Raw genomic sequence first — 12,062 nt, 5'->3', positions numbered from 1 at the left:
TGTCCACGTGGACGTCGTGACCACCCAAACTCCGCCTTCCGACTCGCGGGGGGCGCGAAGAGGTGTCGGCCGTGCCGTCGGTGGGTTCTTGGAGGCGGGCCGGGGCCGGTTTCCGATCACGGGTGCCCTGGGACGCCCCCGCGCTCGGCGGCTTCCTCCCGCAGGGCCGAGACTTCCTCGGTGATGTCGATGCCGACCGGGCACCAGACGATGCAGCGGCCGCAGCCCACGCAGCCGGAGGAACCGAACTGGTCGTGCCAGGTGCCGACCTTGTGGGTCAGCCACTGCCGGTACCGGCTTCGGGGGGAGGCGCGCACGTCCCCGCCGTGCAGGTGCGAGAAGTCGAGGTCGAAGCAGGAGTCCCACAGCTGCCAGCGCTCGGCGTGGTCACCGGTGAGGTCGGTGGTGTCGGTGACCCGGGTGCAGAAGCAGGTCGGGCACACCATCGTGCAGTTGCCGCAGCTCAGGCAGCGTTCGGCGACGTCGTCCCAGCGCTCGGCGTCCAGGCTGGCGGCCATGAGGTCGTGCAGGTCCGGTGGCGGGGGCATCTCCCGGCCCATCCGGTCGGCCGCCGCGGTGACCTCGGTGCGGGCACGCTCCACGTCCTCCGGCGCCGCGGACGACGGACGGAGATCGTCCATGACGGCGCCGCCGATCCCGGTTCCGACGTCCACGACGTATCGGGGACCGTTGCCGTCGATCAGCTCGGTGAGTGCGAGGTCGTAGCCGGGGCCCGCCTCCGGTCCGGTGCCCATGGAGGTGCAGAAGCAGGTCTCGCCGGGTTCGGTGCAGTTGACGGCGACGATGAAGTTGTCCCGGCGCCGGCCGGCGTAGGACGGGTCGACGTGTTCGCCGCCCATGAGGACCCGGTCCTGGATCGCGATGGCACGCAGATCGCACGGCCGCACCCCGAAGAACGCCAGGCGGGGCCGCTCGGGTTCGGGTTCCCGCACGGTGAAGCCGTCGGTCCGGTCCGCCTCCCAGAGCTTGACTCGGGACCGGTGGAGGAAGGGTTTCCAGGATTGCGGCCCGGCCGCGTGGGCGAACGCGGCGCCGTCGTCGCGTCGGCGGACCCGGTAGCCGCCGGGGGCGAGCGCGACCCCCCATCCGTGCGGCAGTTCGCCGGCGGACGCCAGCTGGTCGAGGACGATCGCGTCGTCACGCACGGTCGGTCCGATGACCGTGTAGCCCGCCCGCCCGAGCGCGTCGAAGAGCGGACCGAGATCGGTGAGTTCCAGAGCGGTCATGACCGTCGGCCCCCGGGACGCGGCCGCGGCGCGCCGGGTGCGGGTGATGCGGGCGCGGTGTGCATACGTTCCTCCTAGTGTGTGCTGCTCGTGCGGGCCAGTGCGGCCACGAGACGGTCGGCGACGCCGCCGACCGCGGCGGCGACGCGGGGGGTGAGGCCGCGGCCGAACCCGAAGTCGACGCCCTCGATCGCCAGCACCCGCAGGCGGGCGGGCATCCGGTCGACGGCGAGCCCCAGTGCGACGGCGTCCCCGAGCCCGAGGCCGTGGTCGGTGACCGGCCGGGTGGCGGGGCCCGCGGCCCCGCCGCCGAACTCCGCGCCGAGCTCGTGGACGCGGCCGGGGTCGGGCGGGTCGCAGCGCACCGCGTCCACGACGATCGCGAGGTCGGCCCCCGCCCACAGGTCGATGAGCCGGGCGGGTTCGCCGTCGCTCACCGCGAGCGTCGCCGCGACCCGACCCCGCAGCGCCGCGACGACAGCGGGGCCGGCGCCGTCGTCGCGGCGGAAGTCGTTGCCCACGCCGAGGACGATGGTCACGACCGTTCCACGGTGAGGTCGAGGAAGTGGGTCGAGCAGGAGATGCAGGGGTCGTAGTTGCGGATCGCCTGCTCGCACTGGTGCGTCAGGGCGTGGTCGTCCAGGTGCAGGCGGGACGCGACGAAGCGGCCGAGGTCGTGCTCGATGGCGGCCTGGTTCTGCGAGGTCGGCGGGACGATTCTGGCTGCGGCGATCAGGCCGTCCGGGCCGATGGCGTAGCGGTGGTACAGGACGCCTCGCGGGGCCTCGGTGACGCCGCACCCCGTCCCTTCGCGGGGCGGGACGGGCACGGCCGGGCGGGGCGGCGGCTCGTAGCCGTCGATGATCCGCAGCGCCTCGTCCACGGCGTAGACGATCTCGACGGACCGGACCAGGATGGCGCGGAACGGGTTTCGGCAGACGGGGCCGAGCCCGGCCAGGTCAGCGGCCTGCCGGGCGAGGGGCGACAGCCGCTCGCGGTTGAGGGAGTAGCGGGCCAGGGGCCCGGCGAGGTAGGTGCCGCCGTCGGTGAACCGGGCGTGCAGTGCCGTCGAGTGCGGCACCTGCTCCTCCACGACGTTCTCCTCGAACTCGGCCGCCGTGAAGGACCGGCCGGTGCCGCGGCGGAGGATGCCGCCTTCCAGCGGGTAGCGGTCGGCGACCAGCGCGAGGTGCTCGTGGGCGTGCTCGAAGTCGGGGAACTCGAATCCCGCCGCCCACTCCACGGTCGCCAGCGCGTCGTCGCGGGCCCGCCGCAGCGTCTCGGCGAGCGGCGCGAGCTCGGTGCGCGGCGGCGTCCGGTGAAAGCCGCCGACCCGGACGTTCACCGGATGGATCGCCCGCCCCCCGAGCAGCTCCATCACCGCGTTGCCCGCCTTTTTCAGCCGCAGGCCCCGCTCCACGACCGGCCGCTGATCGCGGGCCATCTCGACCGCGCCGGGATAGCCGAGGAAATCGGGCGCGTGCAGCAGGTACACGTGCAGGGCGTGGCTCTCGATCCATTCGCCGCAGTACAGCAGGCGCCGCAGATCGCCGAGCGGACCGTCCACCGTCACGCCGCAGGCGTCCTCGATGGCCCGGCACGCGCTCATCTGGTAGGCGATGGGGCAGATCCCGCAGATCCGGGCGGTGATGTCGGGCGGTTCGGTGTGGGCGCGGCCGCGCAGGAACGCCTCGAAGAACCGCGGCGGCTCGTAGATGTCGAGCCGGACCTTCTCGACCCGCCCGTCCCGTACCCGCACGTACATGGCGCCCTCGCCCTCCACGCGCGCGAGCGCCCCGACCTTGAGCGTTCGGTCATGGCGATGCGTCATCGCCCGCCTCCTCCCGCGGTTCCCGTTCGCCCGCCTCGCGGAAGGCGGCGACGTTGAAGGTGGACAGGACGCGCCGCGCCTCGCCCTCGGTCATGTCCAGCCACGGCAGCAGCCCGCGCGTGTTGGGACGGTCCCCGCCCCAGGTCGGCGACGGGCCGAAGCAGCCATAGCAACCCCGGCCGTAGGACGGGCAGATCGCTCCGCAGCCGGCGTGGGTGATCGGCCCCAGGCACGGCGTGCCGTGGGCGACCATCACGCACACGTTGCCCCGGATCTTGCACTCGAAGCAGACACTGTGGTCGGGCACGTCCGGCCGGCGCCCCGCGAGGTGGGCGGCCAGGACCTCCACGAGCTGGCGCCGGTCGATGGGGCACCCTTGCAGCTCGAAGTCCACCGGGACGTGCGCCGCGATGGGCGTGGACGTCGCGAGCGTCGCGACGTACTCCGGTCGCGCGTACACCACGGAGGCGAACTCCTCCACGTCGGCGAAGTTCCGCAGCGCCTGGACGCCCCCGGCGGTCGCGCACGCCCCGATCGTGATCAGCTTGCGTGAGACCCTCCGCACGTGCCGGATCCGTGCCCGGTCCGCGTCCGTCGTGATCGACCCCTCGACCAGCGACACGTCGTACGGCCCGTCCCCGGCGGCCGCGGACGCCTCCAGGAAGTGCACGATCTCGATCTGCCCGGCGAGTTCCAGCAGTTCGTCCTCGCAGTCCAGGAGCGAGAGCTGGCAGCCGTCGCAGGAGGCGAACTTCCACACGGCCAGTGTCGGACGTCCCATCGCTACAGCTCCCTGACCGTCATGAGCGGCACGGCGCGTTCGTACGGGACGACGGGACCGTCGCGGCAGATCAGCAGCGGTCCGAGCTGGCAGTGCCCGCACCAGCCGACCCCGCAGTGCATGTTGCGCTCCATGGACAGCCGGACGGCGCCGGGGTCCATCCCCAGCCCGGTGAGGGCCTCGGCCGTCAGCCGCATCATGATCTCCGGCCCGCAGACGAACGCGGCGGCCCCCGCCGGATCGATGTCGGCGGCGCCCGCCAGCGCGGTGATCAGCCCTACATGCCCCGTCCAGCCGGGGCCGGGCCGGTCGACGGTCACCTCCACCTGCGCGCCGCGCCGCCGCCACTCGTCCAGCTCCCCGGCGAACGGCAGGTCCGCCGGGGTACGGGCACCGATGAGGACGGCGACGCGGCCGAACGCGGCGCCCTCGTCCAGCGCTCGCAGCACTGCCGGACGCAGCGGTGCCAGGCCGATCCCGCCGGCGGCGAACACCAGATCGCGGCCGCGCGCCGCCTCCAGAGCCCAGCCGGTGCCGAACGGCCCGCGCAGCCCGAGGACCTGTCCCCGGCGCGTCGCGCATAGGGCGCGGGTCACGGGGCCGACCGCCCGTACCGTCTGCTCCAGCACCCGGCCGGTCCGGCTCACCGAGATCGGCACCTCACCGACGCCGAACGCGTACATCATCGTGAACTGGCCCGGCGCAGGCTCCGGGATCGACGGCCCGGCGGGCTCCAGCACGAGCGTCACCGTGTCCGCGGTCTCCTCCCGGCGGCCGACGACCCGGTACGGGACGGGCGCCACGGGCGAGCGTGCGCCGGTCACGGCACCTGCTCCGGACGCGCGTACAGGTCCAGCACGCGGACCCGGGTGGCCTCCAGCCGGTCGAGCATCACCGCCCCGAACCGCAACGCCAGGTCGTAGCCGAGCGCCGGGTCGGCCGCGCACAGCTCCCGCACCCGCGGTCCCTCGAATCGGTGGGCGGTCACCGGCCCGACCGCCACCGCGCCGAACCTCCAGCGGTGCGGCGGGAACAGCCACGACCAGCCGACGACCGAGCCCGCGGGCAGGGTCTCCACCACCACCGCCCCCCGCCCGGGCACCTGCAGATCGAGCGCGACCGTCCCCGACCGCACCAGCCAGAACCATTCGGCGCGGCCCCCCTCCTCGAAGAAGCGGTGCCCGTCGGGTACGACGACGGCGCGGGCGGTCGGCGCGAGAACGGCGCGATGCCGGTCCGGAACGTCCGCGAAGAACCGTTCCCGCGCCAGGTCGTCGGCCGTGACCTCGTCCATTCCTCCCACCCGCGGTGACCTGCCCTCCGGACGGCCGGGCGAAGGTCGGGTAGCGGTCAAAGTTCGGGTCGGCGCCGCAGCCCGGCAGCTTCCGCCGGTAGGCATCGTGGGCCACGCCCCTCGTCCGGCGGTGGCGGGCGATCAGGGGCCGGTGAGGGCGCGTCCGTGGTCGGCCGCGTACGCGGCGAATACCTCGGCGGGTGTCCCGTCGGTGCGGAGGAAACGCTGGTCGAGGACGATCGACAGGTCGCGCAGCGCGTCGGCGAGCACCCTGGACGTCAGCCGCACATCGGCCCGTCGCGCCGCCTGCCCGCGCTGGGCGAGGCGAAAGGCATAGCCGATCGTGGCCGCCAGCGACGAATCGTCCTCACCGTCGTGGAAGTAGTACGCCTCGGCGTACTGGGTGAAGTCGATACGAACACGTACCACCTCTGTGGCCAGGCTTCCCAGCAGCGAGGCCCCGACGGCGCAGTCGAGTTCCGGCACGGACGGGTCCGCTCGCTGCAGGAGGGCCAGCCTGGTCGCGAGAACCCGTCGACGGGTCAGCGTGGGGAAGATCTGCAGCACCCACGAGACGGTGGCCGTCAGGAGGACGAAGCCGATGAGGGCTTCCAGAGGCGAGAGCACGCGAAGCCAGCCTTCCGCGGGAGCGATGTCCCCGAGCCCGAGGGTGGTGACCGTGACAAGCGACAGGTAGACGGAATCGAGCAGTTCCGGCTCCCGGGACAGTCCGGAACCCGACGAGAAGGCGAATGCCTCGGGCATATGGGGCCAGTAGACGACGGCCCAGCCGAGGACGATGATGAGGGCCCACATGGCGACCACTGCCACCATGGCGAGGGGACCGACGAGTCCCACCACCCGTTTGCGCGCACGGAGGTGCTTGGCCAGTTTCCACAACGCCGCCATGACGAGCCGGCTCAGACCTCCATGGCGGGTGGGGTGCCAGAGCGTGTGGAACAGGTCTCGAAGAGTGGCCATGATCAGCGCCACACCGACCAGCGAGACCACCCACTCCATGCGTCTCTCCCGCAGCGGCCGTCCTGCGTGGCGGTGGGCCGCCTCGCGCGGCCGCCCGCGCTCATCGCCCTACCGCTACCGAATGCAGGCTCAACGTATCCGTGGCGGGTGCGGTCCGGGTGTCGATCGTGAGCGCCCTGTCGCCATATCAGAAACCCTTTGCCCCGTTGTTCCGTGCTGCGGCCTCCGACGAGAGTGCGGGTGCGGTGCCACCGCCCCGAACCGCCGGCTCCGACATGGTCGAGGCTAGAGCCAGACCGATGGGTGGGTGAAGCGCTGCCGGTAGGCGGTGGCGGTCAGCCCGTAGTGAGCTTTGAAGCGGCGCGCGAAGTAGTTCTGGTCGGCCCAGCCGACGGCCTGGGCGATCTGGGTGATCGGCTGGCCGGTGTGCAACAGGAGGGAGGCGGCCTCCTCCACTCGGTGCTGGGCGAGGTAGGTCATCGGGGGCAGGCCGGTGGCGGCTTTGAACAGGCGAATGAGGTAGCGGGGCGTCAGATGGAGCTCCTCGGCGAGTTCGTCCAGGGTCCATTTGTGCGCCAGCCGTGCCTCGAGCAGGCGCATGGCGTCGAGCACGGCCGGGTGCGTCGGCCCCTCGTCGCCGGGATCGCCTCCCCGGTCGGCGGCGACGGCACGGGCGACGTGGCCGAGGAACAGTGAGAGGCGGCCGATGATGTCGCTGCGGTGCCGGTTCACGGGCTCGTTGCGCAGGCGGGCCAGGCCGTCCAGGTGGGTCACGCATTCGTCGAGCGTTCGCGCGTCCACGTGCGTGGTGAGCATGCCTCGACGTTGCATGGAGTTGGGGCCGGTCCACAGCAGATAACCCAGAAACGGATCCTCCCGAGTCCAGGCCAGTTCGCGCTGCAGCAGGCCGGTGCTGAAGCAGCAGTTGTACAAGTCGAGACCGCGGCACTCCTCGTAGCCGTGCCAGACGCCGGGGCGCAGCAGGATGACGTCTCCGACCAGGAGATCGCGGTGGCCGGTGAGTGACTTGTGCACTCCCTTGCCGCCGGTCACGACGGCGATCTCGACGAAGCTGTGGGTGTGCACGGGGTGGCTGTCCTGGTGGATGTGATGGCCGGCGTAGGCCAGTGATCCGTCGGTGATGTACACCAGCCCCTTGGTCTCTTCGACCGGGGGTTCGTTCATGGTCGCCCCTCTGCCCGGGAAGCCGAAGCGAACATTGTGCTACTGCTGGCCCATTTCGGGCTATCCGCCTCGGCTGCCGTGGGCGCATCATCCCTGCTTAGACCGTTCGGTTCACCTGGCGGCTACACACCCGTCACGTGCGTGAGGGAGGTCGGAGATGGCGCGAGGGGCGGCGAGGGAGGTGGCCCGGGCGGGGCCGTCCGTTCGCCGGACCGCGACCGCGCCCTTGGGCGCGGTGATGCGGGGCGGGCGGAAAGGGAACCGGGCGCCCGCGTGGTTCCTCATCCCGGCATTGGGGTTGTACGCGTTCGTGGTGGTGCTCCCCAGTGCCCGGGGTGCGACGTTGGCCCTCACCGACTGGGACGGGCTGAGTCCCACCAGGAACTTCGTCGGCCTGAGCAACTTCCGGGAGATGCTGGAGGACCCGGCGGCCCTGGGAGCGCTGCGGCAGACGCTCATCATCGCGGTGGCGGTCACGGTGATCCAGAACGCCCTGGGGCTGCTGCTGGCGCTGGGCGTGCACAGCAGGATCAAGAGCCGCAACGTCCTCCGGGTCTTCCTGTTCGCCCCGGCGGTGATGACCCCGGTCGTCACCGCCGCGCTCTGGAAGTACATGCTGGCCCCGGACGGCGCGGTGAACGGTCTGATCGCCGCGCTCGGCCCCGACTCCTGGCGGCGGAACTGGCTGGGAGATCCCACGCTCGCGCTGTGGAGCGTGATCGGCGTGATCGTCTGGCAGTTCGCGGGCTACTCGATGGTGATCTTCCTCGCGGGACTGCAGAGCATTCCGCAGGAGGTGCACGAGGCCGCCGCGATGGACGGCGCGACCGGATGGAGCCGGTTCCGGCACGTGGTGCTGCCGCTGCTGGCACCGGCGATGACGATCAATCTGATGCTGTCGATCATCGGCGGGCTGAAGCTGTTCGACCAGGTCTGGGTCATGACGGGCGGCGGCCCGGGAACCTCGACCGAGACGCTGTCGACGCTGATCTACAAGAACGCCTTCCAGTTCAACGAGTACGCCTACAGCGTGGCCCTGGCGATCGTGCTGACGGTCTTCGTCGCGATCTTCTCCGGCGGCCAGTACGGCCTGCTGCGCCGGCGGGAACGGGCGATCCGATGAACCGCTACCGCCCGCGCACGCTGCTGCGCGAGGCCGCCATGATCGCGGTGACCGCGGTCATCGCCTTCCCGCTGTACGTCCTGGTCAACCTGTCGCTTCGCGATCCCCGGGACGGATCCTCGATCGTCCTTCCGACGACGTCGCCGACGCTCGGCAACTACGCCGACGCCTGGCGGGAGGCGGGCCTGGCGGGCGCGATCGTCAACAGCGTCGTGGTCACCGCGGTCAGTGTGGCGATCATCGTGGCGGTGTCGGCGATGGCTGCCTACCCGCTCGCCCGGGTGACGGCCCGCTGGTCCCGATGGACGTTCCTGCTGGTGCTGCTGGGGTTGCTGCTGCCTTTCCAGTTGGCGCTGCTGCCCCTTTACCAGACCATCAGGGATCTGAACCTGCTGGGCACGCTGTGGTCCCTGGTGCTGTTCTACAGCGGGCTCCAGGTTCCGTTCGCGACCTTCCTCTACGTGGGATTCCTCCGGGTCGTCCCCCGCGAGTACGAGGAGGCCGCGCTCATCGACGGCGCCGGTCCGATCCAGGTGTTCTGGCGGGTGGTGTTCCCGCTGCTGCGCCCGGTGACCGGCACCGTCGTCATCCTGAACGCCATCTTCGTGTGGAACGACTTCCTCACCCCGTTCCTGTACCTGTCGGGAAGCGACCAGCAGACCATTCCGGTCGCGATCTACGGGTTCATCGGCCAGTACGTGTCGCAATGGAACCTGGTCTTCGCCGGGCTGGTGATCGCGATGCTCCCGATCCTCATCGTCTACTTCCTCATGCAGCGCCACATCATCAAGGGCTTCGCCGGGGGACTGAAAGGATGACCGCCCTCTTGCCGGACGTACAGCCGCACGCACAGGACCGCCTGACCCCGTACGGGCTCACCTGCGAGATGGTGAACACCCCGCTCGGGCTGGACGACCCGTCGCCCCGCCTGTCGTGGAAACTTCGCTCGCCCCACCGGAACGACGTCCAGACCGCTTACCGGCTCAGCGCGGCGCTGGATCGCCGGGACCTGGACGACGCGGAACGACTCATCTGGGACACCGGCCGCCGGGCGGCCGCCGACGGTGTCCTCGTCCCCTACGACGGTCCGCCGCTGCAGCCGTCCACCCGCTACCACTGGCGCGTCGAGGTGTGGGACGCCGACGGGGCGGCCGCCGGCCGGGCGGACTCGTGGTTCGAGACCGGGCTGCTGCGCCCCGACGAATGGCGTGCCGCGTGGATCGGCCGCGACACCGACACCGCGACCGTGATGGACCCGCCCGGCGACGGGGACCGTACCCATCGCACCCTGCACCTGTCGCCCTGCTCCCACCTGCGGCGCTCCTTCGATCTGGGCGGCCGTCGACCCGTGCGGGCCCGGATCTACGCGGCCGCGCGCGGCGTCTACGAACTGCGGCTGAACGGGCGGAAGGTCGGCGACGCCGAGCTCGCCCCCGGCTGGACCGAATACCACCGGCGCGTCCTCTACCAGACCTACGACGTGACCGACCTGCTCCACGAAGGCGACAACGCGCTCGGCGTCGTCCTCGCGGACGGCTGGTGGAGCGGGTACGTCGGGTTCGACTCCCGTCGCCAGGCCCAGCACTACGGCCGGGCCCCGCAGGCGATCGTCCAGATGCTGCTGGACCACGCCGACGGCTCGCGGCGATGGATCGTGTCCGACGGGAGCTGGCGGGAGGGGCCCGGCGCGGTCAGGTACGCCGACCTGCTGATGGGGGAGTACGTCGACGCCCGCGACGGCCTCCCCGGCTGGGACACCCCCGGCTACGACGACACCGGCTGGAGCCGCGCGGCCGTCCTCGACCGTTCGGCGGCGCCCCTGCTGGCTCTCGCGGACCATCCGGTGCGGGTGACCGAGGAGCTGCGCCCGCGGACGGTCGAGCGGCGCCCCGGGGGACGCTTCATCGTCGACTTCGGCCAGAACATGGTCGGCCGCGTGCGGCTCACGCTCCGGGACGCGAGCCCCGGTGACCGCGTCCGGATGCGGTACGCCGAGATCCTCGCGGACGGGGAGCCGTACCTGGCCAATCTCCGGACGGCCGAGGCCACCGACTTCTACGTCGCCGCGGGCGACCCGGTGGAGGTGTTCGAGCCGCGCTTCACCTTCCACGGCTTCCGGTACGCGGAGGTGACCGGTGTCCCCGGCGACCTGCGTCCCGAGGACGTCGTCGGGCGGGTGCTGCACAGCGACACTCCGCTGACCGGGCATTTCGAGTGCTCGGACGACACCGTCGAGCGCCTGCACGCCAACATCCGGTGGAGCCAGCGCGGCAACTTCCTGGCGATCCCCACCGACTGCCCGCAGCGCGACGAGCGGCTCGGCTGGCTCGCCGACGCGCAGGTGTTCCTGCCGACCGCGTGCCGGGGCGCCGACGTCGCGGCGTTCTTCGCCCGCTGGATGCGCGACGTGGTCGACGCCCAGGACGACGACGGCGCCTTCCCCGACGTCGCCCCCAGGCTGTGCATCGAACGCGAGGGGGCTCCGGCCTGGGGCGACGGCGGCGTCATCATCCCGTGGCATCTGTACCGCACCTACGGGGACCGGCGCGTCCTGGAACGGTCGTACGCCGCCATGGCCGCCTGGGTCGAGCACGTGCACCGGCACAATCCCGGTCTGGTGTGGCGGAACCGCGTCGGCAACCACTACGGCGACTGGCTGCAGGTCGACGCGGACACCCCGCGCGACCTGCTGGCCACCGCCTACTTCGCGCGCAGCGCGCAGCTCGTCGCCCGGGCGGCCGACGTGCTCGGTGAACACCGGGACGCCGAACGGTACCGGGCGCTGCACGCCGACGTCCGGGCGGCCTTCGTCGACGCCTTCGTCGACGCCTCCGAGAGCGAGGGGGCCGGACGCGTCAAGGGCGGGACGCAGACCGGTTACCTGCTCGCACTCGCCTTCGGCCTGCTGCCCGAACGGCTGGTGCCCGCCGCCGTCGCCCACCTGGCCGCCGACATCGAGTCCCGGGGACGGCACCTGACGACCGGGTTCGTCGGTGTGGCGCTGCTGTGTCCCGTACTGGCCGAGCACGGCCGCGCCGATTTGGCCTACGCGCTGCTGCACCAGGACACCTACCCGTCCTGGGGCCACTCGATCCGGCACGGCGCGACCACCATCTGGGAACGCTGGGACGGCTGGACCGAAGAACACGGTTTCCAGTCACCGGCGATGAACTCCTTCAACCACTACAGCCTCGGCTCGATCGGCGACTGGCTCTACGGGGGCGTCGCCGGCATCGACCAGCAGCCCGACTCCGTCGCCTACCGGCGTCTGCGGCTGCGCCCGACCGTCGGCGGCCGGCTCACCCGGGCCCATGCCCGGCAGGAGACCCCGCTGGGCGCCGTCGCCTGCGGCTGGTCGCTCCATCCCGGTTCCGGCCCCCTGGACCTGCGCGTCGAGGTGACCGTGCCTCCCGGGGCACAGGCCACCCTGCACATCCCCACGGCAGATCCGCGAAGCGTCCGGGAGAGCCGAGGCAGGCCGCACGACTGCGCCGGCGTCGACGTCGTCGACGTCCGCCCCGATGCGCTCGTCGTGCGTCTGGGTTCCGGGTCCTACCGGTTCAGCGCCGCCGCTCCGCGGCGTTGACGCATCAGCCCCGTATCCGTCGATCCCGTCCACC

General features: G+C 71.8%; 11 protein-coding genes. 3 read left to right on the top strand and 8 right to left on the bottom strand.

All coding sequences use genetic code 11. The features are described from left to right. Nucleotides 1-116 precede the first annotated feature (116 nt). The 8 genes from F7P10_RS09110 to F7P10_RS09075 form a co-directional block, all read right to left on the bottom strand. Complete coding sequence (locus tag F7P10_RS09110; protein ID WP_151008941.1) at nucleotides 117-1,247, bottom strand: 4Fe-4S dicluster domain-containing protein; 1,131 nt, start codon at nucleotides 1,245-1,247, stop codon at nucleotides 117-119. Between the two features lie 74 nt (nucleotides 1,248-1,321). Further along, nucleotides 1,322-1,786 carry a hydrogenase maturation protease gene (locus F7P10_RS09105; protein WP_151008940.1) on the bottom strand — a complete coding sequence of 155 codons (465 nt, stop codon included), beginning with the start codon at nucleotides 1,784-1,786 and terminating at the stop codon, nucleotides 1,322-1,324. Next, nucleotides 1,783-3,078, bottom strand: coding sequence for a Ni/Fe hydrogenase subunit alpha (locus F7P10_RS09100; protein ID WP_151008939.1), 1,296 nt, complete (start codon nucleotides 3,076-3,078; stop codon nucleotides 1,783-1,785). The genes F7P10_RS09105 and F7P10_RS09100 overlap by 4 nt, the downstream gene beginning before the upstream one ends. Beyond that, the gene (locus F7P10_RS09095; protein WP_151008938.1) at nucleotides 3,062-3,859 is read right to left on the bottom strand and encodes an oxidoreductase; all 798 of its coding nucleotides are present in this window, start codon (nucleotides 3,857-3,859) and stop codon (nucleotides 3,062-3,064) included. The genes F7P10_RS09100 and F7P10_RS09095 overlap by 17 nt, the downstream gene beginning before the upstream one ends. A 2-nt stretch (nucleotides 3,860-3,861) precedes the next feature. Beyond that, nucleotides 3,862-4,683: an FAD/NAD(P)-binding protein gene (locus F7P10_RS09090; protein ID WP_254716508.1), complete on the bottom strand. Its 822-nt coding sequence runs from the start codon at nucleotides 4,681-4,683 to the stop codon at nucleotides 3,862-3,864. Further along, on the bottom strand, nucleotides 4,680-5,153 hold the full coding sequence (locus tag F7P10_RS09085; RefSeq protein WP_151008937.1) for a cyclic nucleotide-binding domain-containing protein: 474 nt from the start codon (nucleotides 5,151-5,153) through the stop codon (nucleotides 4,680-4,682). Before F7P10_RS09085 ends, F7P10_RS09090 begins: the two co-directional genes overlap by 4 nt. 141 nt (nucleotides 5,154-5,294) lie before the next feature. Then, nucleotides 5,295-6,173 carry a potassium channel family protein gene (locus F7P10_RS09080; protein ID WP_151008936.1) on the bottom strand — a complete coding sequence of 293 codons (879 nt, stop codon included), beginning with the start codon at nucleotides 6,171-6,173 and terminating at the stop codon, nucleotides 5,295-5,297. 246 nt (nucleotides 6,174-6,419) lie between these two features. Continuing rightward, nucleotides 6,420-7,319 (bottom strand): AraC family transcriptional regulator, encoded by a 900-nt coding sequence (locus F7P10_RS09075; RefSeq protein WP_151008935.1) that lies wholly within the window; start codon nucleotides 7,317-7,319, stop codon nucleotides 6,420-6,422. 343 nt (nucleotides 7,320-7,662) lie between these two features. On the opposite strand from F7P10_RS09075, the gene F7P10_RS09070 reads away from it, so the two are divergent. The 3 genes from F7P10_RS09070 to F7P10_RS09060 are packed head-to-tail and all read left to right on the top strand — an operon-like array spanning nucleotide 7,663 to nucleotide 12,028. Then, complete coding sequence (locus tag F7P10_RS09070; RefSeq protein ID WP_254716507.1) at nucleotides 7,663-8,442, top strand: carbohydrate ABC transporter permease; 780 nt, start codon at nucleotides 7,663-7,665, stop codon at nucleotides 8,440-8,442. After that, nucleotides 8,439-9,260: a carbohydrate ABC transporter permease gene (locus F7P10_RS09065; RefSeq protein WP_151008934.1), complete on the top strand. Its 822-nt coding sequence runs from the start codon at nucleotides 8,439-8,441 to the stop codon at nucleotides 9,258-9,260. The genes F7P10_RS09070 and F7P10_RS09065 overlap by 4 nt, the downstream gene beginning before the upstream one ends. Further along, on the top strand, nucleotides 9,257-12,028 hold the full coding sequence (locus F7P10_RS09060; protein ID WP_151008933.1) for an alpha-L-rhamnosidase: 2,772 nt from the start codon (nucleotides 9,257-9,259) through the stop codon (nucleotides 12,026-12,028). The genes F7P10_RS09065 and F7P10_RS09060 overlap by 4 nt, the downstream gene beginning before the upstream one ends. Nucleotides 12,029-12,062: the final 34 nt, after the last annotated feature.

The organism is Actinomadura sp. WMMB 499 (assembly GCF_008824145.1).
Classification (GTDB): domain Bacteria; phylum Actinomycetota; class Actinomycetes; order Streptosporangiales; family Streptosporangiaceae; genus Spirillospora.
The sequence above is the reverse complement of the archived record's forward strand: the minus strand, read 5'-3'. Positions and strand labels throughout refer to the sequence as shown.